General features: G+C 33.2%; 26 protein-coding genes. 17 read left to right on the top strand and 9 right to left on the bottom strand.

The features are described from left to right. Positions 1 to 79 precede the first annotated feature (79 nt). Positions 80 to 793, bottom strand: coding sequence for a pyridoxine 5'-phosphate synthase (locus SOM12_RS05920; RefSeq protein WP_320492742.1), 714 nt, complete (start codon positions 791 to 793; stop codon positions 80 to 82). Positions 794 to 908: 115 nt separating this feature from the next. On the opposite strand from SOM12_RS05920, the gene SOM12_RS05915 reads away from it, so the two are divergent. From SOM12_RS05915 to murI, 8 genes are all read left to right on the top strand, one after another. Further along, positions 909 to 1,568: a CBS domain-containing protein gene (locus tag SOM12_RS05915; protein WP_250834099.1), complete on the top strand. Its 660-nt coding sequence runs from the start codon at positions 909 to 911 to the stop codon at positions 1,566 to 1,568. A gap of 100 nt (positions 1,569 to 1,668) precedes the next feature. Continuing rightward, a complete protein-coding gene (locus tag SOM12_RS05910; protein ID WP_320492741.1) occupies positions 1,669 to 2,553 on the top strand; it encodes an NAD kinase in 885 nt (294 codons plus the stop codon). Positions 2,554 to 2,726: 173 nt separating this feature from the next. Further along, positions 2,727 to 3,419, top strand: coding sequence for a DUF6089 family protein (locus tag SOM12_RS05905; RefSeq protein ID WP_320492740.1), 693 nt, complete (start codon positions 2,727 to 2,729; stop codon positions 3,417 to 3,419). 3 nt (positions 3,420 to 3,422) lie between these two features. Beyond that, positions 3,423 to 4,163 (top strand): isoprenyl transferase, encoded by a 741-nt coding sequence (locus SOM12_RS05900; protein ID WP_320492739.1) that lies wholly within the window; start codon positions 3,423 to 3,425, stop codon positions 4,161 to 4,163. Next, positions 4,096 to 6,846 carry a BamA/OMP85 family outer membrane protein gene (locus SOM12_RS05895; RefSeq protein WP_095927881.1) on the top strand — a complete coding sequence of 917 codons (2,751 nt, stop codon included), beginning with the start codon at positions 4,096 to 4,098 and terminating at the stop codon, positions 6,844 to 6,846. The genes SOM12_RS05900 and SOM12_RS05895 overlap by 68 nt, the downstream gene beginning before the upstream one ends. Before the next feature lie 42 nt (positions 6,847 to 6,888). Beyond that, entirely contained in the window at positions 6,889 to 7,923 is a 1,035-nt protein-coding gene (locus tag SOM12_RS05890) for an OmpH family outer membrane protein (RefSeq protein ID WP_320492738.1), read from the top strand. A gap of 14 nt (positions 7,924 to 7,937) precedes the next feature. Beyond that, positions 7,938 to 8,441, top strand: a complete 504-nt coding sequence (locus SOM12_RS05885) for an OmpH family outer membrane protein (protein ID WP_172426837.1) — start codon at positions 7,938 to 7,940, stop codon at positions 8,439 to 8,441. A gap of 146 nt (positions 8,442 to 8,587) precedes the next feature. Beyond that, positions 8,588 to 9,364: a glutamate racemase gene (murI, locus tag SOM12_RS05880; protein WP_320492737.1), complete on the top strand. Its 777-nt coding sequence runs from the start codon at positions 8,588 to 8,590 to the stop codon at positions 9,362 to 9,364. A 4-nt stretch (positions 9,365 to 9,368) separates the two neighbouring features. On the opposite strand, the gene SOM12_RS05875 is transcribed toward murI, so the two are convergent. Continuing rightward, positions 9,369 to 10,604 (bottom strand): aromatic hydrocarbon degradation protein, encoded by a 1,236-nt coding sequence (locus tag SOM12_RS05875; protein WP_320492736.1) that lies wholly within the window; start codon positions 10,602 to 10,604, stop codon positions 9,369 to 9,371. Beyond that, complete coding sequence (locus SOM12_RS05870) at positions 10,605 to 11,933, bottom strand: DUF4270 family protein (protein WP_320492735.1); 1,329 nt, start codon at positions 11,931 to 11,933, stop codon at positions 10,605 to 10,607. A gap of 231 nt (positions 11,934 to 12,164) precedes the next feature. Between SOM12_RS05870 and SOM12_RS05865 the strand changes: the two genes are divergently transcribed. The 6 genes from SOM12_RS05865 to SOM12_RS05840 all read left to right on the top strand — a co-directional run bounded on the left by SOM12_RS05865 (position 12,165) and on the right by SOM12_RS05840 (position 17,003). Then, entirely contained in the window at positions 12,165 to 13,004 is an 840-nt protein-coding gene (locus SOM12_RS05865; RefSeq protein WP_320492733.1) for a DUF6268 family outer membrane beta-barrel protein, read from the top strand. A 14-nt stretch (positions 13,005 to 13,018) separates the two neighbouring features. Next, the gene (locus tag SOM12_RS05860) at positions 13,019 to 14,026 is read left to right on the top strand and encodes a Kelch repeat-containing protein (RefSeq protein WP_095927887.1); all 1,008 of its coding nucleotides are present in this window, start codon (positions 13,019 to 13,021) and stop codon (positions 14,024 to 14,026) included. Continuing rightward, positions 14,016 to 14,342: a DUF4907 domain-containing protein gene (locus tag SOM12_RS05855; RefSeq protein ID WP_095927888.1), complete on the top strand. Its 327-nt coding sequence runs from the start codon at positions 14,016 to 14,018 to the stop codon at positions 14,340 to 14,342. The genes SOM12_RS05860 and SOM12_RS05855 overlap by 11 nt, the downstream gene beginning before the upstream one ends. Further along, entirely contained in the window at positions 14,343 to 15,458 is a 1,116-nt protein-coding gene (locus SOM12_RS05850; RefSeq protein WP_095927889.1) for a sensor histidine kinase, read from the top strand. 12 nt (positions 15,459 to 15,470) lie between these two features. Then, positions 15,471 to 16,181, top strand: a complete 711-nt coding sequence (locus SOM12_RS05845; RefSeq protein ID WP_095927890.1) for an intradiol ring-cleavage dioxygenase — start codon at positions 15,471 to 15,473, stop codon at positions 16,179 to 16,181. Between the two features lie 108 nt (positions 16,182 to 16,289). Next, positions 16,290 to 17,003 (top strand): LytR/AlgR family response regulator transcription factor, encoded by a 714-nt coding sequence (locus tag SOM12_RS05840; protein ID WP_095927891.1) that lies wholly within the window; start codon positions 16,290 to 16,292, stop codon positions 17,001 to 17,003. Positions 17,004 to 17,119: 116 nt separating this feature from the next. Here the strand turns inward: SOM12_RS05840 and SOM12_RS05835 are convergent, their stop codons facing one another. Together SOM12_RS05835 and SOM12_RS05830 are read right to left on the bottom strand one after the other, a co-directional pair. Then, positions 17,120 to 17,638, bottom strand: a complete 519-nt coding sequence (locus SOM12_RS05835) for a gamma carbonic anhydrase family protein (protein WP_095927892.1) — start codon at positions 17,636 to 17,638, stop codon at positions 17,120 to 17,122. 10 nt (positions 17,639 to 17,648) lie between these two features. Further along, positions 17,649 to 18,638: a PorP/SprF family type IX secretion system membrane protein gene (locus tag SOM12_RS05830; RefSeq protein WP_095927893.1), complete on the bottom strand. Its 990-nt coding sequence runs from the start codon at positions 18,636 to 18,638 to the stop codon at positions 17,649 to 17,651. Positions 18,639 to 18,781: 143 nt separating this feature from the next. On the opposite strand from SOM12_RS05830, the gene SOM12_RS05825 reads away from it, so the two are divergent. The 3 genes from SOM12_RS05825 to SOM12_RS05815 all read left to right on the top strand — a co-directional run bounded on the left by SOM12_RS05825 (position 18,782) and on the right by SOM12_RS05815 (position 21,134). Then, positions 18,782 to 19,681: a NifU family protein gene (locus SOM12_RS05825; RefSeq protein WP_095927894.1), complete on the top strand. Its 900-nt coding sequence runs from the start codon at positions 18,782 to 18,784 to the stop codon at positions 19,679 to 19,681. 143 nt (positions 19,682 to 19,824) lie between these two features. After that, positions 19,825 to 20,235 carry a hypothetical protein gene (locus SOM12_RS05820; RefSeq protein WP_095927895.1) on the top strand — a complete coding sequence of 137 codons (411 nt, stop codon included), beginning with the start codon at positions 19,825 to 19,827 and terminating at the stop codon, positions 20,233 to 20,235. A gap of 86 nt (positions 20,236 to 20,321) precedes the next feature. Then, positions 20,322 to 21,134 (top strand): mechanosensitive ion channel family protein, encoded by an 813-nt coding sequence (locus tag SOM12_RS05815; RefSeq protein WP_095927896.1) that lies wholly within the window; start codon positions 20,322 to 20,324, stop codon positions 21,132 to 21,134. A 3-nt stretch (positions 21,135 to 21,137) separates the two neighbouring features. Here the strand turns inward: SOM12_RS05815 and tsaB are convergent, their stop codons facing one another. The 4 genes from tsaB to SOM12_RS05795 form a co-directional block, all read right to left on the bottom strand. Beyond that, on the bottom strand, positions 21,138 to 21,809 hold the full coding sequence (gene tsaB, locus SOM12_RS05810) for a tRNA (adenosine(37)-N6)-threonylcarbamoyltransferase complex dimerization subunit type 1 TsaB (RefSeq protein ID WP_320492732.1): 672 nt from the start codon (positions 21,807 to 21,809) through the stop codon (positions 21,138 to 21,140). An 89-nt stretch (positions 21,810 to 21,898) separates the two neighbouring features. Continuing rightward, entirely contained in the window at positions 21,899 to 23,191 is a 1,293-nt protein-coding gene (locus SOM12_RS05805; protein WP_095927898.1) for an efflux RND transporter periplasmic adaptor subunit, read from the bottom strand. Between the two features lie 6 nt (positions 23,192 to 23,197). Continuing rightward, entirely contained in the window at positions 23,198 to 24,580 is a 1,383-nt protein-coding gene (locus SOM12_RS05800) for a TolC family protein (protein ID WP_320492731.1), read from the bottom strand. Between the two features lie 85 nt (positions 24,581 to 24,665). Continuing rightward, a complete protein-coding gene (locus SOM12_RS05795) occupies positions 24,666 to 25,787 on the bottom strand; it encodes an efflux RND transporter periplasmic adaptor subunit (RefSeq protein ID WP_095927900.1) in 1,122 nt (373 codons plus the stop codon). Positions 25,788 to 25,796 lie beyond the last annotated feature (9 nt).

The raw sequence follows: 25,796 nt of genomic DNA, 5'->3' as shown, positions 1-25,796 counted from the left end.
TTCGTTTTAATAAGAAAAGTGCGAAAATAAACAATTATAACCCAAATGTATCAGGTTATAATTGTTTTAAGTAGAAAGTTTATTTCAATTTATTCAGATACATATTTACGGTATTATCCAATCCAAGATAAAGTGCCTCTGAAATTAAAGCGTGGCCTATAGAAACTTCTAATAAACCTGGAATATTTTCTTTGAAAAATTTGATATTGTCTAAACTTAAATCATGTCCAGCATTGATTCCTAAACCTAATTCGTTTGCCAATACTGCCGCTTTTGTGTAAGGATCAATTCCTTTTTCGTTTCCTAAGCTATATTGATGTGCAAAAGATTCTGTGTATAATTCTATTCTATCCGTTCCTGTTTTTTTAGCGCCTTCAATCATTTCTAGAATTGGATCAACAAAAATCGAAGTTCTAATTCCGTTTCTTTGAAACTCGCCAATGACCTCTGTTAAATATTCTTGATTCTTGATGGTATCCCAGCCTGCAGATGATGTTATTGCTCCAATTGCATCTGGAACTAAGGTTACCTGATCTGGTTTGCATTCTAAAACCAAATCAATAAAATTATGCTGTGGATTTCCTTCAATATTATATTCTGTAATAACAACTGCTTTTAAATCGCGTGCATCCTGATAACGAATATGACGCTCATCTGGACGCGGATGAATGGTGATTCCTTGCCCTCCAAATCGCTGAATATCTGCAGCTACTTTTAATAAATCTGGAACATTTCCGCCTCGAGCATTTCGAAGCGTTGCTATTTTATTGATATTTACACTTAATTTTGTCATATAAATAGATATTAATTCTAGTAATCTTATATTTGTTACGACAAAAATACAAAGTAAAACAGAGCGGTTTTCGGTATTTTTTGATTATTTTGCATCAAATATCCTCAATTGATTTATGACAGAAATTACAAACTATATCACAAACGATTTCAGAGCGATTGACAGTCAGGAAACGATTGCTTCGATTCAGGACTTTTTTATCGATGTAAATTTTTCTCATTTTCCGATTTTAGAAGATGGTATTTTTATCGGAAGCATCTCTTCTGATGATGTTGAAACATTTGACATTGATAAAAAAGCAATTGATTACAAATATACTTTGGAACGTTTTTTTGCGCGAAAATCTATGATTTGGTTAGATGTTCTAGAAGTTTTCGCAAAAAATCATACCAATATTCTCCCTATTCTTGACGAAAACAATACTTACATAGGCTACTATGAAATGGAAGATATCATGAAGTTTTTTCAGGAAACTCCGTTTTTAAAAGAGCCAGGTGCAATTATTATTGTTCAGAAAGGACTTTTGGATTATTCTATGAGCGAAGTAACGCAAATTGTAGAAAGCAATAATGGTAAGATTTTAGGCTGTTTTGTTTCTGAAGCTGATACCGAAAATGTTCAGATTACGGTAAAAATAGGCTTAGGAGCAATCAATGAAATTATCCAGACGTATAGAAGATATGGATACGAAATTATTTCAGAACATCAAGAGGACAACTATATTAACAGCTTAAAAGAGCGATCAGATTATTTAGACAAATATCTCAACATATAAATTATGAATGTGCCAATGGGAGAATTAGTTAATTAGATAATTTTCGCATTTTTCCAAATTATCTAATTGACACATTGACAAATTATCTAATTTACAAAGAATGAAAATAGCCATTTACGGACAATACTATCAGAATAGCACTGAACCTATCATAAAAGACATTTTCTCATTCTTCAATACCAATAATGTCGAAATGGTAATTGAAGAAAACTTCCTGAATATGCTTTATGAAAAACAGCTTGTAAAAAAAGAATACAAAACTTTTTCGCCAAGTACTGCTTTAGACAATAGTTTCGAAATGCTGATTAGTATTGGAGGTGATGGAACGATTTTAAGAGCCGCTGCTTTTGTTCGTAATTCTGGTGTTCCTTTATTAGGTATAAATGCTGGACGTTTAGGATTTCTTGCTAAAGTTCAGAAAGAAAATATCGAGAGTTTATTGGAATATGTAATAGATCAAAACTACACCACTTCTGAAAGAACTTTATTAGGAATTACATGCGAACCTTTTAATGAAGCCTTTAAAGAACTTAATTTCGCTATGAACGAAGTTACAGTGAGTAGAAAAGATACAACCTCGATGATTACAGTAGAAACTTATTTGAACAACGAATATTTAAACTCTTATTGGGCCGACGGATTAATCATTTCTACACCAACTGGTTCTACTGGATATTCTCTAAGCTGCGGCGGACCCATTTTAACTCCAGATGTAAAAAGTTTAGTAATTACGCCAATTGCCCCTCACAATTTAACTGCCAGACCGCTTGTTATTCCAGACGATACCGAAATTACACTTCGAGTAACAGGAAGAGAAGACCAATATTTGGTTTCTTTAGACTCGAGAATTTCTTCTGTAAAAAACGAGTCTATTTTAAAGATTAAAAAAACAGATTACAAAATTAAAATGGTTGAAATACCAGGCGAGACTTTCTTAAAGACCTTAAGAAACAAACTGCTCTGGGGAGAAGATAAAAGAAATTAAACTCTTTTCTGATTCTTCACTATACGATAATACCACATTTTCTCGTTCTGCATGTAGTGAATCATCATTAAATGGCTCTAAATCATATCGTAAATTGAAAAAAAAGCACATTTAACCAAAGGAACTTTGATTCGTATTGATAATTATTATATTTGCACGCAATTTTGAATTAAATGAAGAAAATTTTTAATTTATTGTTATGTTTTTTCCCCTTTATTACACTTAATGCTCAAATCAATGAGCTTGGTGTTTTTCTTGGCGGAAGCAACTTTGTAGGTGATATTGGAAAAACAACTTACATAGCCCCAGAAAAGCTAGCTTTTGGAGTTCTTTACAAATGGAACAGAAGTCCGAGACATGCCTGGAGATTCTCTTATACACAATCAAACATTAGTGGAAATGATTATAAATCTGATGAAACTGGAAGAAATCAGAGAGGCTATCGTTTTGACAATGATATAAAAGAGCTTTCTGCTGGTTTAGAATTCAATTTTTTTGATTTTAATCTTCACGATTATCACACCAAAATAACACCTTATGTATTTACTGGTCTAAATTACTTTTTCTACAATAATTTATACCGATATACTTCAAGTCCAAACACCGTATACGAGCTAAAAAATCAAAGCTCGGTTGCTATACCTATTATATTAGGTATAAAATCAAATATATCACCACGTTTTGTTTTAGCCGCTGAAGTTGGTGCGCGCTACACCTTTACAGATAATCTTGACGGAAGTAATCCTAATACAAGCAGTCCAAATATCATGAAATTTGGAAATTTAAATAATAATGACTGGTATATTTTTTCAGGTATGACATTAACGTATACCTTTGGAAAGAAACCATGCTATTGCGCATACTAAAAAATGAATTTACTAGAATCAATAGATCACAAAAACTTACCTAAGCATCTGGCCATTATTATGGACGGTAACGGACGATGGGCAAAACAACAAGGTTTTTTGCGCGCATTTGGCCACGAAAACGGTACAAAATCTGTAAAAGAAATAATCAAAACTTCAGCTAAGCTTGGTATTGAATATTTAACCTTATACGCTTTTTCTACAGAAAATTGGAATCGTCCTAAATTGGAAGTTCAGGCATTGATGAAAATATTGATCAATTCATTAAAGAAAGAGCTTGTTACGCTTCAAGAAAACAATATTCGTCTCAACGCAATCGGAAATCTTGACAAATTACCCAAAACAGCCCAAAAAGAACTTTTGGATGTTATGGAAAAAACGAAAAACAATACTCGCTTAACTCTTACTCTTGCTTTAAGCTACGGCTCTAGAGAAGAATTAGTAAATGCCATAAAGTCAATTAGTGATAAAGTTAAAAATAATATAATTTCAATAGACACTATTGACGATTCAATTATAAATGAGCATCTTTACACGCAAAATTTACCAGACGTAGATTTATTAATACGAACAAGTGGAGAACATAGAATAAGTAATTTTTTACTGTGGCAGATTGCCTATGCAGAATTATATTTTACTAATGTCTTGTGGCCAGACTTTAAAGACCAAGATTTATATGAGGCTATTATTAGTTATCAAAAAAGAGAACGTAGATTTGGAAAAACCAGTGAACAAATTAAATAATTTTTTAGTGTTACAAAAAAGAATACCACAAATAATCTGTGCCCTTTTATTACTGGGTAGTTTTTCACAAGTCAAAGCACAAGAAAGAGTTCCTTTTGATCAAGGAAAAAAATATATTCTAGCTAAAGTTTCTGTTGTTGGTAAAATAAGCTTCAATGAGCAAACTGTTGTAACCTTTTCAGGACTTCAAAAAGGTCAAGAAATTACTGTGCCTGGAGAAGAAATCAGTAGCGCAATTAAAAAATTAGGTAAACTAGGACTTTTTGACGAAATCGCTTTCTATGTTAACAAAGTAGAAAACGACAGTATCTATTTAGACCTAGATATTGTGGAGCTTCCTAAATTAAACGAAGTTAAAATCGTTGGTGTTAAGAAAAGCAAAATCGAAGGATTAATTAAAGATAATAACCTGACAAAGAATAAAATTGTCAACGAAAACTTAATTACTACGACCAAAAATTACATCGAAAACAAATACAAAAAAGAAGGTTTTTATAATACGAAAGTTACTATAACAAACACTCCTGACACTATTAATGGACATCAAGTTAATATGCTTGTTAGAATAGATAAAGGAGACAAAGTTAAAATTAGCAGCATTGATTTCATAGGCAATAAACAGCTTACTGACAATCAATTGCGCGCCGCAATGAAAGACACGAAACAGAAAAATTTCATTCGTGTATTTAAAGCATCTAAATTTATTCCAGAGAAATATAAAACTGACTTAGAAAAAGTAATTGCTGCCTACAAAGAAAAAGGATATCGTGATGCCCGTATTATCTACGATTCTGTTCAATACAGCAAGCAAAAAAATACTCTTGCAATTAAGATTAATGTAGAAGAAGGAAACAAATATTACTTTGGAAACATCAAATTCTTAGGAAATACTGTTTATTCAGATCAGCTTCTAAGCCGTTATTTAGGAATCAAAAAAGGAGAAACTTATAATGGAGTTTTACTAGAAAAAAGAATTGCAGATAAGACTAAACCAGACGCAGAAGACATTACGAATCTATACCAAAACAATGGTTATTTATTCTCTAACATCAATGCTGTAGAGGTAAAAACGGTTAATGACACTATTGATTTTGAGATTAGAGTTACAGAAGGTCCTATCGCTTATTTCAATAAAATTACTGTTGTTGGAAACGACAAAACAAACGACCACGTTATTTACCGTGAGTTAAGAACAAAACCAGGTGAAAAATATAGTAAAGAACAATTAGTTAGAACCATTCGTGAGATTGGACAATTAGGTTTCTTTGATCCTGAGGCAATTGACCCTAAGTTTAAAAACGTAGATGCTGGAGCAGGAACTGTAGATATTGAGTACAATGTAGTAGAAAAAGGATCTAGCCAGGTCGAACTTCAAGGAGGTTATGGCGGTGGAGGTTTCATTGGTACATTGGGGCTTTCGTTTAACAACTTCTCGGCGCGAAAGATCTTTGACAAAGAAGCTTATAAGCCTTTACCAATGGGAGACGGACAAAAAGTTGCGCTTCGTTTACAAGGAAGTACCTATTTCCAAACCTATAGTTTATCTTTCTCAGAGCCATGGTTTGGAGGAAAGAAACCAGTACAGTTTAGTTCATCTATTTCATACAGTAAGCAATTTCTTAACAATTACATCACTAGAACTGTTGATAAAAGCAAAAGTTTTAATATTTTTACAATCCAAGTTGGGTTAGCAAAAAGGTTAACTGTGCCAGATGACTACTTCGTATTATCACAATCTGTAAGTTATCAGCACTATGACTTGAATAATTATAATACAGGTTTGTTTACTTTTGGTAATGGTGCATCAAGAAACTTAGCTTATACAATTGGACTTTCAAGAAGCAATAAAGGGGTAAACCCAATATTTCCTACTTATGGTTCTGAATTTAGTATTAGTGCTAAAGTTACGCCTCCATATTCATTATTTAACGGTGTTGATTATGGTAATTTACAAAATGAAAAGGAATACAAAACACAATATACAGGAACATCAGGAAGCGGTATAGACGGAAAACCACTTAACACTGGCGACTATGTTAAAACAGAAACTATAAATGGAACATCTGGTTATGTAAGTGTTGGATCTGATTTTGCAAGTGCTGATACAGATGTAGCAAAAGTCGATCAGAAAAAATACAACTGGTTAGAATACTATAAAATTAAATTTAAAGGAGACTGGTATACTAAAGTCTATGGAAAATTAGTATTAAGAACACTTACTGAATTTGGTTTCTTAGGGGCTTATAACCAAGAAAGAGGTGTGATTCCGTTTGAGCGTTTTTACTTAGGAGGTGACGGTATGGCAAACTACTCAATGGATGGTAGAGAGACTATTCAGTTGAGAGGTTATCCAAATAACTCTTTAACTCCGGTAAATGCAAATGGTGATGCAATTGGAGCAACGATTTACAACAAATTCTCTATGGAATTACGTTACCCAATTACATTAAAAGCATCGGCTTCTATTTTTGCATTAACGTTCTTAGAAGCAGGTTCATCATACCCAACGTTTAAAGATTATAACCCATTCGACTTAAATCGTTCTGCTGGTGCTGGTTTACGTGTATTCATGCCTGCATTTGGATTATTGGGTATTGACTTTGGTTACGGGTTTGACGCTCTTCCAGGACAAACAAAAGCTAATGGTTGGGAAACACACTTTATCATTGGACAACAATTTTAAAGAAATAACGTTTGGTTAAAAATCATCAAATAAAGTTATGTTATGAGAAAACAATTTTTATTTATATTTTTAGCCTTGATTGTAGCAAATACAAGTCAGGCACAAGGTAAGACTACTCGAATTGGCTACATCGACATGGAATATATTTTAGAAAATGTTTCCGATTATAAAGAAGCTAAATCACAATTAGAGCAAAAAGCTCAAAAGTGGAAACAAGAGGTAGAGGCCAAAAAATTAAATATAAATAATTTGAAAGAAAGCTTAAAGACAGAAAAAGCTTTACTTACAAAAGAATTAATAGAAGAAAGAGAAACCGAAATTAAGTTTCTTGAACAAGAAATGATGGATTATCAGCAGAAACAATTTGGTTCTGATGGAAATCTAATGAGACAAAAAGCGGCTTTAGCAAAGCCTATACAGGATCAGGTTTTTACTGCTGTACAAGATATCGCAGAAGCAAAAAATTACGATTTTGTTTTTGACAAATCATCAGATCTTACAATGCTTTTTAGTAATAAAAGATTTGATATTAGCGATCAGGTTTTAAGAATCTTAAACCGTACTGAAAAACGTGAGCAGCTAACAAAGAAACAATTGAAAGAGCAAGAAGTTAAAGAAAATCTTGAGAATGCAATTGACGAAAATCCAGCAATGGCTGATCGCCAAAAAGCACTTGACGAGAAAAGAGCTGCTAGAGAAAAGCTTATTCAAGATAGAAAACTAGAGCAAGAGGCTAAGAGAAAAGAATACGACGACAGAAGAAAAGCCCTGCAAGAAGAGAGAGATGCGAAAAAAAATGGCACGGTTTCTGGAACAGCTACAACAATAGCCACTCCTGCTGCAACGAGTGGTGCTGTTAATACAAACTCGACTGCAAAAACAGCAACGCCTGATGCCAACGGAGAGACACCTTCAGCTGAACAGTCTGGAATGACAAAAGCAGAAGAAAGACAATTACTTTACGAACAACGTAAAAAAGAATTGGAAGAAAGAAGAAAGAAAATTTTAGAAGAAAGAGAAGCGGCTAAAAAAGCAAAAGAAGCCGAATCGCAAAAAACAAATACGACCAATAATTAATTAATATTTTAAAAATGATGAAACAAATCAAAACTTTACTAATTGCTGCAATTCTTATTTTGGGAGCAAGTAACACAATGAACGCGCAAGCGAAGGTAGCTCATGTTGATGTAAGCGAGATCATGTCGAAAATGCCTGCTATGCTAGATGCTCAAAATCAACTGCAAAAATTAAGTGGTACATATGATGCTGAATACAAAAAAATGGTTGACGAATATCAAGTAAAAATCAAAAAGTACGAAGCTGAAGCTGCAACTGTAACTGATGCTGTAAACGGTGAGCGTTCTAAAGAGGTTCAAGATATGCAAAAGAGAATTGTTGATTACAGAGACAATGCTCAAAAAGAATTACAACAAAAAGAAACTGACATCGTAAAACCATTAATGGAAAAAGTTAGAACTTCTATTCAAAAAGTAGGAAAAGCTAAAGGTTTCCAATATGTTTTAGACGGTTCTACTTTATTATTAGCTGATGGTCCAAACATCACTGCTGACGTGAAAAAAGATTTAGGATTCTAAGAAATTAAATCTCTATAATTAAACTGCTCAATTTTGTAATTGAGCAGTTTTTTTTTGCAAAAATTTAAAAGTAATCTTTGAAATTATTTCAAGATTTGACTTAACTTAGAATAACGAATTATAGTAAAAAATATTAAATTTGCTTTATGATAAACAATAATCCTATAGGCGTTTTTGATTCTGGTATTGGCGGAACTTCCATTTGGAGCGCTATTCATGATCTTCTTCCAAACGAAAAAACCATTTATTTGGCTGACAATAAAAATGCTCCTTATGGGCAAAGAACCAAAGAAGAGATTGTTGCATTAAGCAAAAAAAACGTAGAATTTCTACTAGAGAATAATTGTAAACTAATTGTTGTAGCATGTAACACTGCAACTACAAATGCTATATTTGAACTTCGTGCAGATTATGATGTTCCGTTTGTTGGAATTGAGCCCGCTATTAAACCTGCTGCAAACAATTCTCAAACACAGGTAATTGGAATTCTAGCTACAAAAGGAACTCTCAACAGCGAATTGTTTAATAAAACTGCTGAGATGTTTCAGAACACTAAAATCATTGAGCAAGTAGGTCACGGACTTGTACAGCTTATTGAAGATGGCAATTTGTATTCGCCAGAAATGACTCAATTATTAGAATCTTATCTACGACCTATGATTGAAGCTAATATTGATTATTTGGTTTTAGGATGCAGCCATTACCCTTATCTAATTCCTCAGATAAAAAAAATTCTCCCAGATCATATTAAAATAATAGATTCAGGAGAAGCTGTTGCGCGTCAGACTAAAAATCTGCTACGTGATAAAGTCGGTTTTTCTGAAAGTGCAGATCATGATCCTATATTTTATGTCAACTCAAACCCAAAAGTTTTGGAGTCAATTTTAGAATATAAATATCCCGTAATCAAAAAAGACTTTTAAATCATTATTCAAACTTTCGCTTGACGAACCAAATTCCGTCCAGCGACAAATTGATTGATATTTTATGGTAATTTTCTTTTATTAAATCATTTGCAATTCGGCCTTTCTGCCCATAAGAATACGAAATGTTAAGTGACGAAAATGTATTTTCGATAGGCAAGTTTAATCCAATAGAAACAGATGCATTATTGACACGATGTTTATCAACTTCAAGATAACCATTGTCAAAATTTATACCTGCAGAATACCCTACTCTATCCCAATATTTCCTAATATTCTTTTTAGCATTATAGGAAATTCCTAGTGCAAAACGGTCTTGATTTACAAATTCTCCATAAAGTTCAGATTGCTTTGTGCTATCCCAGAAACTCTTCTCATAATCTAAAGTTAGATTCAAATTATTTTTAAATCGTTTACTAACTCCAAAACCTAACTCTAAAGGCATGTAATAATCGTCTGTATCTGTAGCTACATTGGTTTCTACAGCAGTCTCCACTTCATCTGCAATACTTGCTACCGACTGTACTTTGGACGCTTTTATTCTTGACGGAACTTTAACTGTCGTCCCGATTGTAAAAGTGGAATCTATTTTGAATTGCCCTCCTAATGTTGCGCGTACGCCATTATAATCTGTTTTTTTATGTATGGTCGTAATGGCATTCGAAATCAAAAAAGCACGATCGTCTACTGTGTTTCCAAAAAGAAACGTTCCTGTTGCTCCCAATGTTAATTTTTTTCCAAATCTATATCCGTATGAAAAATCCAAATTGTTCAAACCTCCAGATCCCTGCGCCGTCACATAATAATATTCCTGGCTATCGGCAATTGGGAGTTTTAAATTTGAAATCTTAAACACCGAACTAGAATAAGGACGAAGTGCTAAACTAAAACCAGAATTTTTAGTAACTGGAAAAGCAAAAGCCAAATGAGAAAATTGAAAATTATTTCGCTTTTCTGTACGAGTACTGCTCTGATAAGTTGTCGCAATGGCTTTCCCTCCAATATCAAAAAGAAAGTGATTCTGATACATAAATCCTAAAGATGCCGGATTTAGATTATTGATAAAAGTATCTGAAGGCAAAGCAATTCCAGAACCACCAATTGAAGGCAAATTACCAAAATCTGAATCATACAAGCTTCCAACACCATAAAGTGAGTATGGAGAACTTGAGATACTTTGAGAAAACGAAGACAGCGACATTAAAAGGAAGCAACTCCATAAAACAATTTTATTTTTCATTTAATAAGAGATGTAATAAATTTTGAGCTGAATTTTGTTGTCGACATGTTTTTGATTTCCTAAAACAATTCGATTAACCGATTTAGAAATCGAAGGTAATGTCAGAATAAGCGATGATCTAGAATCGGCTTGCTTAAGCATTTCTTTTTGAAGAAAAGCACCAATCGGAATTGTATAGCCTAAATTTTCATTAAACTCGTCACTCTTTTTATTCAATATTCCATATACAGTGGTTCCAGCAGAATTCACCAATGTCCCGCTTATTCGATTCAGATTATCTCCAACATAAACCGCCAAAGAATCTGCCAACGGATATTTATCTGAATAAGAATTATTGATTGGTTTAACGACCAATTCGGCATTTACAATAGCTCCGTTGGTCGAGATATTTTTAAACTGCTTAATATTCGGAAATTCAACTCTGCAAGCAACTCCTGTTCCTGACTGAATAAATCCTTGATTATTGGTTAACTTACTGGAGAGATTACTGCTAGAAACGGGAAGATTTTGCAGTATGGTTCCCGTTTTATCCAGAGAAATAGAATTGAACTGTTTTGTATTGTCAATAATTGTAAAATCGAGATAATAAGAGGCTTGATCTGCATCTCCTTTATACTTTGAATAATACAATCGAATTTTACTGTTTCCCCCACTAAATCCGATTACACTAGAAGAATTCGATGTGTCTGGAACCAAAACAAGTCCTTTTAAATATTCGGTAAAACTATCTAAATCTGTAACTTCTTTCTTTTTTACTTTCTGAAAGAGAGCTTCTCCAAACTCATCATTCATTTTAATATTTATAGAGTCCTTTTGTGTTGGTCTTGGCATAAAGGATATCTTTCCCAAGCTTTCAGAACTATAATTAAATGCCGAATTGTTGTATAAATCACTCTCGCCAGTATTGGCCTTAATTTTTTGAAGCAAACGATGAATATCAAATGTTTGAACTTTTGTAGTATCTCCATAATAATACTTATCGTATTTAAGAATCATCGAAATAGAATCGAAAACATAATTTACAGCGTCAGTATCAGAGCCTGCACTATTTAACGTATAAATATTGCTTGAAATCTGAAAATAGCTGTTTGATTTGACTTTCCCAAAAATAGGATCATCATAATTTCCAACCAAGATTCTGTTTTTAGCCGAAGTTACCAGAGAGTCAAAATTGATTGTTGACATTTCTACTGTCACAGTATCTATCATAATTACTTTATTGCTTAAAGCAAGATAATCTGAACCAACAGTAAATTCTCCAGTATCTGTATCTGTACCACATGAAAATAGGGTAAATACAAAAAGCAGTATCAATATAAACTTGTGCATAATTTAATTTTTGGGCAAATATAAATTGTGCACTTTGGCAACACACTATAACATATACTATCGCGCTTTTTTAAGCTACAAATTGCGCAAAACGATCTATAATCTGAATTCTATTCTCAAATTCTAATTCGACCTTAAAAACAGCGATTTTGTCTATCAAAACACGTCATATATATATCTTCTTTTTTTTAAGGGCTCCATCCATCTAATTTTGAACCAATAAAATAAATAATGAAAGTAAGGTTTTTAGTTTGTTCTCTTTTTTTGATTTCGTTTTTAGGTTTAAAAGCTCAGGAAAACTTTAGCGCTACGGTAAATTTTAAAACTGAGCCAACAGAAAAGATAAATTTTAGCGAAACAGATGTTGCTGTTTTTTATCAGAAGAAACTAGGAACAAAAAGCAAAATAGCGAACACGTTAGAATATTCTAATTTGAAGGTGAATTACGAATTCAATCCCTATAATTTTTATGCGGATGAGGATAAATTCAATCAAGTTCAAAACAAATTCGAATATTCGTCTGAAATAGCCGAAAAAACTAAATGGCAACTTTCTGTAATTCCGACAGCAAATTTCCAAAGTAAACTGGATTTTTCAGACCTGACAGTTCTAGGAAGTTTGACAATAAGCCAGCAGTTGACTTCAAAAATAAATTTAATTGTCGGAGCTGGCAGAACATCGATTTTTGGAGCACCAAAAATAACGCCGATTGTGTTTTTTGATTATAAAATGAATGAGCAAACCGATTTTAAAATTGGATTCCCAGATTCGAGAATTTCTTATTCTAATAATGATCGAAACCAATTCAGTCTGACGAATAGTTTTAATGGAAATTTTTATCATTTGAACGAAACAAATACAGATAATAATGCCGAAAAAGCAGTTTTATCGCAAATGACATCTGCTCTAGAATATGAAAGAAATGTTACTGGCAATTGGTTTTTAAATTTTAAAGCTGGTTACGATTTCAATAAAAAATACAATTTACTAGATAACAGTGACCATAAAGTATATGACTACAATAGCGGAAATGGTTACGTTTTAGGAATAGGGATCAAATACAAACAATAAATATTAAATACACTATGATTAATCTAAAAAAAGGAATTTTATTCACCGCGCTTTTTTCAAGCCTCTTTTTGATAAGCTGCAGCAATGATAATGATGATGATGATTTGATGGGTAACTGGATTAAAAAATCAGCTTTTGACGGTCCTGCAAGATCTAGTGCTACAAGTTTCGTTATCGGAGATTATGCTTATGTAGTTGGTGGCTATACTGGCGATGTTTATTTAAAAGATTTATGGGTTTATAACTCAAACGGAGATTACTGGGAGCAAAAAGCAGATTTTGGAGGCGTAGGAAGAAGTTCTGCGTCTAGTTTTGCATTAAATGAGAAAGGTTATGTTGGTCTTGGTTATGATGGAACGAACAAACTGAAAGACTTTTACCAATATGATCCTTCTGCAAATAGCTGGACACAAAAAACAGATTTTGCAGGAACAGCGCGTTATGCCGCCGTAGGTTTTCAAGTTGGCGGTAAAGCCTATTTTGGAACAGGTTACGACGGAAACTATTTGAAAGATTTCTATCAATACGATGATCAGGCAAATACGTGGACTCTGGTAAATGGTTTTAGCGGCAACAAAAGACGAAATGCAACGGTCTTTACAATTGCAGACAAAGCATATTTAGTTACTGGTGTAAATAATGGAGTTTATCAGGAGGATTTCTGGGAATTTGATCCAGCGACAGATGTCTGGACCAGAAAAAGAGACGTTGACAAAGATACAGATGACGATTACAGCTACAATGATGATTATGCTATTGTACGTTCTAATGCTTCAAGCTTTTCTATGAATGGATTAGGATACATTATAGGTGGTGAAAACATAAAAACAGTTTGGGAGTACAATCCGTCAACTGATTTATGGACAGAAAGAACTCCAATGGAAGGCGCTACAAGAACAGATGCTGTTGGTTTTGCCATCAACAACCGTGGGTTCTATATGTTAGGAAGAGTTGGCTCTACTTATTTTGATGATGCATGGGAGTTTAGCCCATTAGACGAACAAAGCGACGATGATAATTAATATTAAACAATTCTTCTGGAGTAACATCCAGAAGAGTTTTGTAGTTTTTGCTATTCTATTTTTCATCGCTTGTGCGAAAAAAGAAACTTTAACAACGGCTTCTTTTAAAACAAACTCTGGTTGGGGATACACCATTGCCTACAAGGAAAAAGTTTTAATTAAACAGTCTGTTATTCCCGTAATAAGCGACACTAAAAGTTTTGAAACAGAAACAGATGCTCTAAAAGTTGCAGATCTTGTTAAGCAGAAACTCAAACAAAACTTATCTCCAACGGTAACCAAAAATGAATTAATTTTATTAAAAATAAAATTGTAAATGCAGATCGATACCATTAAAAATACAGGCTATAACAAAATATTGTTCCATTCTATGATATGGATTTTCTTTATTTTAACTTCTTTGATTCAATTTTACGAAAGTCCATTTAAACTCGACAGCGATTTTTACGCCCAATGGCTTTCTGGAATTTTATTGTTTTATCTGAACTATTTTTATTTGGTTCCCAATTATCTGTTGCAAAAAAAATATTGGCTGTATGGTATATTTGTTGTTGGCCTGATTGTACTATTTATGGTAATAAGATTTAATTATTTTGTTCCTGAATTTAGACATTTAAGACCTGAAAATGCAATGTATGCTAAGACCGTTATTCGTGACCCCCATTTTTTTCCGAGAGACGGTCGAATGCATCACAGAGTAGAAATGAGACAGCCGTTTTTTTTTAAGATTGCTCCTTCATTTTTCTACATCCTGATCATTACCATTTCAGCAATCATTAGAACATTAACTGAATTTTATAATAATCAGCAAAATAAACTGATTGCCGAAACACATAGAACAAATACAGAATTGATTTATCTGCGCAAACAAACCAATCCGCATTTTTTATTCAATTCTTTAAACAGTATTTATTCTTTGGCACACAAAAAATCTGATTTGGTCCCTGATGCCATCGTGACCTTGTCTGAACTGATGCGCTACATGCTGTATGAGACAGATAACAAAACGGTGGCTTTAGAAAAAGAAGTCAATTATATCCAGAATTACATAGAGTTACAAAAGCTACGATTAAATAATATCGAAGACATTGTTATCAACGTACATGGCGATACTAAAAATAAATTTATTGAGCCTTTGTTACTGATTTCTTTTGTTGAAAATGCCTTTAAGTATGGAACAGATTATAAAGGCGCAGCTCATGTAAAAATTAAGATTCTAATTACAGATCATAATCTGGATTTCTGGATTGAAAACACCATTGAGAATTACGTAAAAGATCCTGAAAACTCAGGAATCGGATTGGTAAATATTCAAAGCCGTCTTGATCTTTTATATCCTAACGCACACGAACTAACCATTACTCAGGATAATGAATATTACCGAGTTCATTTGAATTTAAAGTTGGACGAAATTAAAACCGCAATACATTAAACAAAACTGATTATGGACAGAAAGAAATTTATCCGAAATGGTATTTTGGGCATTGCATCATTGGCAACAGCTTCAAAATTTTTAGAGTCTTGTTCTAAAAGCGACAATGACGAAACTGACACGAGCAATTCTGGAGACGGAAGCTGTGCCGTTTCTCCTTCAGAAACAAAAGGTCCATTCCCTATCAAAACGCCAAGTCAGCTGGTTTTAGAAAACATCAAATCTGATCGTGTTGGAATTGCGCTATTGATTAATTTAAAAATCGAAAATAAAAGCAACAATTGCGAACCTCTTTCGGGAGCTTTAGTAGATGTTTGGCATTGCGACAAAGACGGAAATTATTCTGAATACGGCGGCACGCAAATGCAGCAGACAGATTATACTTCTGTCCATTTCCTTAGAGGTAGACAAACTTCTAATGCTAGCGGAGAAGTTTCTTTTATTTCAATTTATCCTGGTTGGTACCAAGGAAGAGCACCACATGTGCATGTAGAAGTTCTATCAAGCACAGGAACTTCTTTATTGGTAACACAAATTGCTTTTCCTGAAACCATTTCAAGTGAAGTATATTCAAGTACCAATTATATCGCACACGGGCAAGCAGATACTGCAAATACAAAAGACAATGTTTTTGCTGATAGCTTATCCGACGAGTTAGCTACTATAACGGGTAATTTGACAGATGGTTTCACATTGACTAAAACTATAACTGTTAACGCATAATTTTGATTTGTAAAAACCAGTATTTTATGAAAATTTTAAAACTTAATTTACTGGTTTCAAACTACTTTTGACTGCGAAATAAACTTTAAAAAATTAATCCCGAAAAAGATGAAATGTGTAATTATTGATGACGAACCTTTAGCTGTAGACTTATTGCAGGATTTTGTCAAAAAAGTAGATGCTCTAGAGCTGGTAAGCACTTTCAATAATGCTATTGATGCTGTTTCATTTATCAACCAGAATAATATTGATTTGGTTTTCCTAGACATTCAGATGCCTCATTTTTCTGGAATTGATTTTTTAAATACAATTGAAAAAAAACCTCTTGTTATTTTTACAACTGCTTATTCTGATTATGCTGTAGAAGGTTTTAATCTTGGCGCTGTTGATTATTTAGTGAAGCCAATTCCATTTCATCGATTTTTGAAAGCAGTCGTAAGAGCACAACAAGTCTTGCAACCTGTAACCAATACTGCAATTGCTGAAAACAATAATGCACCCGAAATTGAGCAGGACTTTATGTTTGTTAGGGCCGAATATGAAAATGTAAAATTGAATTTTGCTGACATTCTTTTTATTGAAGGCCTAAAAGATTATGTCAAAATTTATACAACAGATAATAAATTTACACTGACATTAATTAGTTTGATCAAACTTGAGAATCTACTTTCAAGCAAAGGTTTTTCAAGAATTCACAGATCGTATATTATCAATATCAAACACGTAAAATCGATTCAGAAAAACAAGGTTTTAATAAGTGATAAAAGAATTCCAATTAGCGAAAGCTATAAAAATAGTTTCTTCGAAAAAATCAACCTATAATTTTCTGAAATTCCAATAATAAAAATTCCAAATTCCAAAAGTCTGATCTTTTTGGAATTTGGACCCGAGCGATAGCGAACGGGCGAAGCAATTTCTATTTTGGGATTTTATTATTTTTATTTTTCTTCTTTGAACCAACTAGAATACATCACGTAATTGTTTGAAATACGCCCTATTTCGCCTGCAAAATCAGATTGATCGATGTCTTTTACTTTTTTGGCAGGAACTCCAGCATAAATACTTCCAGAGGTTACAACAGTATTCTGAGTTACAACGGCGCCAGCAGCGACAATAGCATTGCTTTCTACCACACAGTTATCCATTACAATTGCTCCCATTCCGATTAAAACATTATCATGAATAGTACAGCCGTGCACAATTGCATTGTGCCCAATTGAAACGTTATTTCCTATAATTGTTGGGTGTTTTTGATAAGTGCAGTGAATTACGGCACCATCCTGAATGTTAACCTTGTTTCCGATTTTAATGAAATGAACATCTCCTCTCACAACAGCATTAAACCAAACACTGCAAGATTCTCCAAAAGTAACATCTCCTACAATAGTCGCATTTTCGGCAACATAACAATCCTCTGGAATAAGAGGTGATTTTCCGTTTACAGATTTAATAAGCATAATAATAATTTTAGTTAACCGCAGGACAATTACAGTCGTAACGTGCTTTTCTGCAGAATAAATTAACTCCTAAAGTAATTTGATGAAAACCGCCTGTATCAAACTTAACATCTCCCATTAACTGAGTATAGGTGTAAGCAAACATAAAGTTCTTGAAATTAACTCCAACAATCGGTGTAAAGTATTGTAATTTTTGAGACGACACTCCAGTTCCCGAAATATATTGCGCGCCATCAAAACCTCTTCTATAAGATAAAGCCGCCCATAGACTTCCAAAATCCATGTTTTTGTAGGCTTTCATATTCAAATCAAGCGTTTTTGCTTTTGTCTGATCAAATAGCTGAAAAAGAAAAGAAGGCTCCCAAGTCCAACTGCTATTTTTTCCAAATACATAACCAGCGCTCAATAAAAACTTTCTAAGATTATCCGATTCATAATCAGTATATAATTCTCTTCTAGTTTCTAACAATCCTTGAACTGTTGCGTGGGCATAGAAATCTAAATAATTATAAGACGCTCCAACGTCAAGATTGAAATAAGAATCTTTCTGAATTGACCCAAAAACAATTGGATCAAAAGTTCCTCCAAATTTTGTTTCGTCCAATTGGCTTTGTATTAAACCTCCGCTAATTCCAAAAGACAACTGATTCAAATCTAATTCATCTCTTGAAAACATAATATGGTGTGCGTAAGTCAATTTCACACCTTTTTGAGAATGATATCCGTTTTTATCATTAAAAAGAATTATACCAGCTCCAGAACGTTCTCCAACTCTTCCGTTAAAACTTAAAGTCTGTAAAGATGGAGCATCTTCTTCTCCAAACCATTGCTTTCTGGCCGTTAATCTTATTTTGGCACAGTTAGCCGCGCCGGCCATAGAAGGGTGAATTAAGTAATAATTATCAGACAAATAATCCGAATAAACAGGTAGTCCCTCTTGAGAGTAAGAATAAAAAGTAGTAATGAGAAAAATTAATAAAACCTTGATTTTAAATTCCATAAAGACAATTTTGTTTTCGGATAATTTTCACTCTTGCAATTTAACACGATTTATTTGAAAAGAGTCTTAATTATTTCATTAAAAAATCAAATATAGCCATTAGTAGAAAATAACTTTAGTAAATTTGCAAAAAATATATTACCATGACTAAAATCACTATAAAAGAAACCCAAAATCCAACTATTTTAAAGTTCGAATTTGATGATTTCATTACTCAAAATCAAAACTTTGAGTTCAAAAATATTGATGAAGCGCAAGCTTCTCCTCTAGCACAGCAATTATTCTATTTACCGTTTGTTAAAACAGTTTATATCTCAGGAAATTTTATCGCTATCGAAAGATATAGCATTGTAGATTGGGACGACGTAAAAGATGCGGTTGCTGAACAAATTAGTGCTTTTGTGGACAAAGGTGGCGTTATCATTAAAATTGACGAAACAAAAGCAAAAAAACAGCCTATTACAGTTTACGGAGAAACAACTCCAAACCCTTCTGCATTAAAATTTGTTGTAAGCAGAATGTTAACTCGCAATGCTGTAGAATATAAAAATATTGACCAGACTGCTTCTTCTCCATTAGCTCAGGAATTATTTAAATTTCCTTATGTGAAAGAAATTTTTATTGACGAAAATTATATTTCGGTAACCAAATATGAAATCAATAATTGGGATGAAATCACTTTAGAATTAAGAACTTTCATTAAACAATTTATTGAAAACGGAGGAACGGTTTTAGACGAAAGTTTAATCGAAACTAAAGTCAAAAATGAAGCAACAAAAGATGAAGCTTTTGATAAATTGGATGTTACTTCACAGCAAATCATCAATATCTTAGAAGAGTATGTAAAACCAGCTGTAGCTGCTGATGGTGGAAACATTGCTTTTGAATCTTATAATGAAGAAGACAAGACAGTAAAAGTATTATTGCAAGGTGCTTGCAGTGGTTGTCCTTCATCTACATTTACTTTAAAAAGCGGTATCGAAAATATGCTGAAAAGCATGCTGAATGATGACGCTATAAAAGTAGAGGCATCAAATGCATAGTTTGACTAAATTATTATTCAAAGCGTCTCATTGAGGCGCTTTTTTTATTATTAACCACTAGTTACCAATTATTTACCATTAAAAACACGAGTAATTCTATAAAATTAATTAATATTGTAATCTTAACCAATTAATTAACAACCATGGGATTATCTTCATTTTTTAAAAATCTATTTGGCTCAACCAAAGAGTCTGTAACTGAATTGGCAAATAATGCCGAAAGTACTTTTGAGCAAGCAAAAGAAGCTGCTGCGCCATACATCGAAAAAGCGGAAGCTTTTGCAGAAGAAGCAATTGAAAAAGTAAAAGAAGTTTCGGAACCTATTATTGACAACGCAGCAGAGTATGCTGAAAAAGCAAAAGATACTGTAAGCGAATATGCCGACAAAGCCGCTAAAGTGGTAAATGATGTAGTTGATTCTGTTAAAGAAAAAACAGCTTCTGCAGCTGTTAGCGATACGCCAGAAACTATTTCTGAAACCGTTGTTGATGTAAGCGAAAAATCGGCTGCAGAAGTAGAAGAAATCGCCGATGAAGCAGCCGACAAGGCATAAACACACTTTTCTGATAATGTAAATATTTTTATATTTGCACTACTAATATACCTTCTCTTTTGAGAAGGTTTTTTTATTTCAAAATCATGAACATTAGCCCAGAACAAGTCAGTAAATACGTTGCTCGATTTATTGATATTTTAGTCGATTATTCACCAAAACTGATTTCTGCATTTTTAATCTTATTTGTTGGTTTATACGCCATCAGATTGATTAATCGAATTATTAGAAAAATAATGATTCAGCGAAATCTCGATCCAACATTAACAAAATTCTTAGCTGACATTTTATTATGGGCTTTAAGAATTTTATTATTTGTAACCTTTATTTCTAAATTAGGAATTGAAACTTCTTCATTTGTTGCCATCTTAGGAGCAATGGGACTTGCGGTTGGCTTATCATTACAAGGATCACTTTCTAATTTTGCTGGCGGAATGCTTATTATTGTTTTTAAACCATTTAAAGTTGGAGATACGATAGAAGCACAAGGCATTGTTGCTACGGTTGAAGAAATTCAAATTTTTGTAACAAAAATGATTACTGGAAACAATCAGACTGTTTTTGTTCCCAATGGTGCTTTGTCTAACGGAAATATTATTAATTATTCCATGAAAGGAGAAAGAAAAGCCGACTTGACATTTTCAGTTTCCTACGACTCTGATATTAAAAAGGCAAAAGAAGTTCTCTTAGATGTCTTGCTTAAAAACCCAAAGGTTCTTAAAAATCCTGCTCCAGAAGTTTTTGTAAAAAATTTATCTGCAAGTTCGGTGGATTTTGCAGTTCGCCCTTGGGCTAAAAATGCCAATTATGGAGCTGTTTTTTCTGAAACTTTAGAAAACTGTAAAATAGCATTAGACGAAGCCGGAATATCGGTTCAACCCTACACTATACAAAAATAAATATTACTGTTTCTTTGGAGGAGCAATCATAAAATCTTTTAAATAATAAGGTTCAAAATAAGCGACATCTACAGTGTCGCTTTTTTGATACTTATCAAAACTGATTTTACTCATTGCTTTCGCTGAAGGATATTTTATGTCTTCTAAAAACACAAAATTATCTTTAGTCAAAACAGGTTTACATTTATCAGCACAATCGCCAACAAAATAAACTTTCTCTGTATATTCTTGAAATGAATTTTCGTCAATAATTTCAGCTTGAATCGCCCTTTCGACTGTCAAATCTGAATTAAAAATAGCGCTGTAAACTTCCATACGGCGAGCATCTAACATGGGTATAATTTTTCCGTCTGTAACTCCAGCCTGAGAAGCTAGAGCCTGTAAAGTGTCGACTGCAATTAACGGAATATTTAAAGCATAACACAACCCTTTTGCTGCTGAAACCCCAATTCTTAAACCTGTGTAAGATCCTGGACCTTGACTAACCGCAACAGCATTTAAATCCTGCGCCGAAATTCCTGCTTTTGCTATTACCTCTTCAATAAAAACATGAAGTTTTTCGGCATGCGAATAGCCTTCATCTGCCAATTCATTGCAAACAATTGTTTGACCATCTTTTGCAATAGATACAGAACAATTTTTAGTAGCCGTTTCGATATTGAGAATAAAAGACAAAATATGTAGTTTTAAAAATTAATTATTGATGTCAGGCTGAGCGAAGTTGCAACTTCGAATTCGCTCAGGATGACAGTATGCTTATATTGTTATTTTTTTGGAGCCTCAGCTTTCTTAAGTTTAACCTTGTCTCCAGAATTAAGATCTTTAGAAACTGTTGTGTAAGGCCCTGTAATTACGACATCCCCAGGTTTAAGACCAGACATTACTTCAATATTAGTATCATCCTGAATTCCAGTTTTAATAACTCTAATCTTGGCCTTATCTCCAACTTTCACAAAAACACATTCGAATTTTTTATCGCTTTTTGGAGCTGCTTTTTTATCTTCATTAGGATCTTCAACCTTAAAATCTTTTACAGCAGTAGTATCCGACTTTACGACAACAGAACTAATTGGCACTGCCAAAACATTGTTTTTCGTTGTTGTAATAATATCTACAGTAGCAGTCATTCCTGGTCTAAAAGGAGAATATGTACTTGGTTTTCCTTCTAACAGATCTTGATAAGAATCTTTCAGAATACGAACTTTAACTTTAAAATTCGTTACCTGATCTGAAGTTAATGTTGTGCTTGCAGAATTAGAAATACTGGTTACAACGCCCTTAAATTTCTTTTTTAAATAAGCATCAACTTCAACATTTGCTTCGTCTCCAATTTTAATCTTTACGATATCATTTTCATTCACATCTACTTCAACCTCCATATTGTTTAGGTTTGCCACGCGTAAAAGCTCCGTTCCGGCCATTTGCTGTGTTCCTAAAACTCTTTCTCCCAATTCTACATTTAGTACCGAAATGGTTCCATCTGCAGGAGAATAAATTGTGGTGCGGCCTAAATTGTCTTTGGCTTCGGTAACAGATGCCGAAGCACTTTGAACATTGTAATAAGCGCTTTGTTTTGTTGCTTTGGCCACTTCAAAAGAAGAAATGGCTTTATCCCAATCTGATTTCGAAATTACACCTTTATCATACAATATTTTATTACGCTCATAATTTGCTTTTGCTTCTTTAAAACTTGCGTCAGACTGAGTTAGACTTGCTTTTGTTCCAGCTAAATTTGCGACAGATCTTTCTAATCCTGAGGTATATAAATCGGGATTTATTTTTACTAATAAATCTCCTTTTTTAACCACTTGCCCTTCTTTTACGTTTAATGAAATAATCTCGCCCGAAACCATCGAAGCAATTTTAATTTCAATTTCAGGCTGAATTTTACCTGTTGCAGAAACAGTTTCAACAATTGTTGAAGCGGTTACTTTTGCAATTTCTACTTCTTTTCCTTCGTCCTTATTTCCTATTACTCCAGCCTTAGAAAGACCGACCAAAGCTGCAATAATAACTATTGCACCACCTAATAAGAAATAAACAGTTTTTTTTGACATAATGAATTATTTTGTAATAATTGGAACAATTGGAATTCCGAAATAAAACTCTAATATTTTAATTTTAAACATGTAATCGTATTTTGTTCTGATAACATCAGACTGCGCATTAGTCAATAATGTTTGGGCTTGAGTGAAATCAAATGAATTCATTAAACCAACATCATATTTTTCTTTTGCATAATTGTAAGCCTGCTGTCTTGCCTCTAAAGTTACAGTAGAAGATTCGTATGTATTTAAAGCTCCTCTTGCATCTGTAAAAGCGGTGTACACGTTACGTTGCAAATCTAAACTTTTTTGCTCTAAATCTATTTTAGATTTTTCTAAACTTACTTTATTACGCTCTACATTATTCTTAACTGAGAAACCATTGAAAATAGGAACATTTAACTGCAAACCAAAATTATGCCCTTTATTATCGCTAAACTGCTGGAATATAGGGTCTGGCCCTACTGTATATGGATTACCGCTTGCATCCAACCTAACTTGATCGCTATAACTTGCTCTGGTATTAAATCCATAGAAACCAGAAAGTGTTGGCTGATAAGCTCCTTTGGCTATAGAAACATTTTTTTCAGCAATCTCCAAATTGGTTTGTGCTAATTTTAACTCTGTTCTAGTTTCTTTCGCTTTGTTATAAATTTCAATTGGACTCTGAGCTAGGATATTATTTTCATCCGCTACATTAGTATCATCAACTACATCAAAATCTGCAAACTCTTTTAATTGTAAAAGCTGAGCCAAACTCAATTTAGAAATCAATAAATTATTTTCAGAAACCGCAATGTTTTGTTTGTCTGTTGCAACAGTAGCTTTCAAATCGAACAAATCTCCACGCGGAATAGTTCCTGCATTTACCATTTCTTCAGAACGAGCATATCGTTTTTCGTCGATTAACAATTGCTCTTTTTTAACCTTTAAATCTTCTTTATTAGATAAAATCTGCAAAAAGGCACTAGCGACATTCAACGAAATATCTTCCTGCATTTTTAACAGCTGATAATGTGAGGCAATAATACTTAATTTTGCCTTTCTCATCGTGTTTTGATTCTGCAGACCTTTGTAGATGTCAACTCCCGCGTTTATCCCAACTGAAGAATATTGTGTAGTTTGGTTACGTAAAATACCTGTTGTAACATCCTGGTTCAAACCGATATTCCAAGAGTGAGAAGCGGTTCCATTTACAGATGGAAGATAATTTCCTAAAGCTCCTCTTTTATCGATCTCAGCATTTTTTACATCTAATTCAGATAGTTTTACCGTGATATTATTTTCGAGTGCATATCTCACACACTCTTCCAAAGTCCATTGTTTTGATTGCGCCTGCCCAGTTAATCCGAATCCGAATAACACTGCAAAAATCAGACTATTATATTTATTTATTTTCATATACTTTTAATGAAGGCGCAGTAAACCGAACTACGCAAATTTAACATTTTTAAAACCAAAAAGATCCTTAACCTTTCAAATTAGCTTATTTTTTTTCTTTGTCTCCTTCGTTAATCAAGCCCTGATTCCAGATTTTAATTTTATCTGTATCACTTATACCGCTTTTAACTTGAACATAGATTCCGTCGCTTACCCCCAGAACCAAATCTCTTCTTTGAAATTTCTGTGGAGCATTTTCGACTTCTACATAAGGCTTTTGTGTTTTTTTGTCAAATTGAACCAAAGATTCTTTTATTGCTAAAACTTTCTCTGCTTTCTCCAAAATAATAGAAGCATTGGCACTTAAACCAGCTCTAATAAAAGTATCATCTCTGTTGATCATTTGTGCTTTTATTTCAAATTGGATTGCGCCATTTTCTGTAACTCCTTTTGGAGCAATATAGTTTAAAACTGCATCAAATTTTTTATTTTCGATAGCACCAATTGTAATCTCGATTGGCATTTTTTCTTTAATTTTTCCAACTTCAGATTCATCAATTTTTCCAATAAAAATCATTCTTCCAACATCGGCAACACTAGCAATTGTAGTTCCTTCGTTAAAGTTATTACTTTCGATAACTTGGTTACCTACTTTTACTGGAACGTCTAATACCATTCCGTTAACTGTCGAACGAATTAATGTATTAGCATAATTTCCTAAAGATGAAGTTGTTCCTGTTTTAACAATATCCAAACCTTGTTTTGCAGCCAGATAATTTTGTTTTGCCTGATTGTAAGCCAGCTGTGCAGCATCATAATCATTTGCAGAAATTACATCTTTCTCAAATAATGTTTTCTGTCTTTTATAGATTTTTTCCTGATTATCTAATGCTATTTTAGCAGTCTGTACCTGATTCTGAGAGCTACTTACATTCGAAACGTTTGCTACAACTCTAATCTTAGCAATCATATCACCAGCTTTGATTTTTTCACCAGCTTTGATGTACACTTCTTCTATAATACCTGAAATATTTGGTTTGATTAAAACTTCTTCATCAGGCTGAATATTTCCTGTCGCAATAGTATTTTTTACGATAGTTTTTATTTCTGCTTTTTCCGTTTTAAATACAATCGGTGATTCTTGGTTTTTAGCATACAAATAGTAAAGCGCGCCAAAAAAAACAACTGCAATAAATATTAAAATGGTTACGGTTACTCCTTTTTTCATTTGTTCTTG

Source organism: Flavobacterium sp. CFBP9031, assembly GCF_034044945.1.
GTDB lineage: Bacteria > Bacteroidota > Bacteroidia > Flavobacteriales > Flavobacteriaceae > Flavobacterium.
Note: the sequence above shows the minus strand (reverse complement) of the source record. Positions and strands in the feature narration are given on the sequence as shown.

What these genes read in the sequence shown, in the direction of transcription:
- SOM12_RS05820 (WP_095927895.1), top strand. Translation starts at nt 19,825, where the DNA reads ATGGGATTATCTTCATTTTTTAAAAATCTATTTGGCTCAACCAAAGAG.
- SOM12_RS05910 (WP_320492741.1), top strand. Translation starts at nt 1,669, where the DNA reads ATGAAAATAGCCATTTACGGACAATACTATCAGAATAGCACTGAACCT.
- SOM12_RS05915 (WP_250834099.1), top strand. Translation starts at nt 909, where the DNA reads ATGACAGAAATTACAAACTATATCACAAACGATTTCAGAGCGATTGAC.
- SOM12_RS05920 (WP_320492742.1), bottom strand. Translation starts at nt 793, where the DNA reads ATGACAAAATTAAGTGTAAATATCAATAAAATAGCAACGCTTCGAAAT.
- SOM12_RS05860 (WP_095927887.1), top strand. Translation starts at nt 13,019, where the DNA reads ATGATTAATCTAAAAAAAGGAATTTTATTCACCGCGCTTTTTTCAAGC.
- SOM12_RS05895 (WP_095927881.1), top strand. Translation starts at nt 4,096, where the DNA reads ATGAGGCTATTATTAGTTATCAAAAAAGAGAACGTAGATTTGGAAAAA.
- SOM12_RS05865 (WP_320492733.1), top strand. Translation starts at nt 12,165, where the DNA reads ATGAAAGTAAGGTTTTTAGTTTGTTCTCTTTTTTTGATTTCGTTTTTA.
- SOM12_RS05840 (WP_095927891.1), top strand. Translation starts at nt 16,290, where the DNA reads ATGAAATGTGTAATTATTGATGACGAACCTTTAGCTGTAGACTTATTG.
- SOM12_RS05805 (WP_095927898.1), bottom strand. Translation starts at nt 23,191, where the DNA reads ATGTCAAAAAAAACTGTTTATTTCTTATTAGGTGGTGCAATAGTTATT.
- SOM12_RS05825 (WP_095927894.1), top strand. Translation starts at nt 18,782, where the DNA reads ATGACTAAAATCACTATAAAAGAAACCCAAAATCCAACTATTTTAAAG.
- murI (WP_320492737.1), top strand. Translation starts at nt 8,588, where the DNA reads ATGATAAACAATAATCCTATAGGCGTTTTTGATTCTGGTATTGGCGGA.
- SOM12_RS05905 (WP_320492740.1), top strand. Translation starts at nt 2,727, where the DNA reads ATGAAGAAAATTTTTAATTTATTGTTATGTTTTTTCCCCTTTATTACA.
- SOM12_RS05795 (WP_095927900.1), bottom strand. Translation starts at nt 25,787, where the DNA reads ATGAAAAAAGGAGTAACCGTAACCATTTTAATATTTATTGCAGTTGTT.
- SOM12_RS05885 (WP_172426837.1), top strand. Translation starts at nt 7,938, where the DNA reads ATGATGAAACAAATCAAAACTTTACTAATTGCTGCAATTCTTATTTTG.
- SOM12_RS05815 (WP_095927896.1), top strand. Translation starts at nt 20,322, where the DNA reads ATGAACATTAGCCCAGAACAAGTCAGTAAATACGTTGCTCGATTTATT.
- SOM12_RS05890 (WP_320492738.1), top strand. Translation starts at nt 6,889, where the DNA reads ATGAGAAAACAATTTTTATTTATATTTTTAGCCTTGATTGTAGCAAAT.
- SOM12_RS05845 (WP_095927890.1), top strand. Translation starts at nt 15,471, where the DNA reads ATGGACAGAAAGAAATTTATCCGAAATGGTATTTTGGGCATTGCATCA.
- SOM12_RS05855 (WP_095927888.1), top strand. Translation starts at nt 14,016, where the DNA reads ATGATAATTAATATTAAACAATTCTTCTGGAGTAACATCCAGAAGAGT.
- SOM12_RS05830 (WP_095927893.1), bottom strand. Translation starts at nt 18,638, where the DNA reads ATGGAATTTAAAATCAAGGTTTTATTAATTTTTCTCATTACTACTTTT.
- SOM12_RS05900 (WP_320492739.1), top strand. Translation starts at nt 3,423, where the DNA reads ATGAATTTACTAGAATCAATAGATCACAAAAACTTACCTAAGCATCTG.
- SOM12_RS05835 (WP_095927892.1), bottom strand. Translation starts at nt 17,638, where the DNA reads ATGCTTATTAAATCTGTAAACGGAAAATCACCTCTTATTCCAGAGGAT.
- SOM12_RS05850 (WP_095927889.1), top strand. Translation starts at nt 14,343, where the DNA reads ATGCAGATCGATACCATTAAAAATACAGGCTATAACAAAATATTGTTC.
- SOM12_RS05875 (WP_320492736.1), bottom strand. Translation starts at nt 10,604, where the DNA reads ATGAAAAATAAAATTGTTTTATGGAGTTGCTTCCTTTTAATGTCGCTG.
- SOM12_RS05870 (WP_320492735.1), bottom strand. Translation starts at nt 11,933, where the DNA reads ATGCACAAGTTTATATTGATACTGCTTTTTGTATTTACCCTATTTTCA.
- SOM12_RS05800 (WP_320492731.1), bottom strand. Translation starts at nt 24,580, where the DNA reads ATGAAAATAAATAAATATAATAGTCTGATTTTTGCAGTGTTATTCGGA.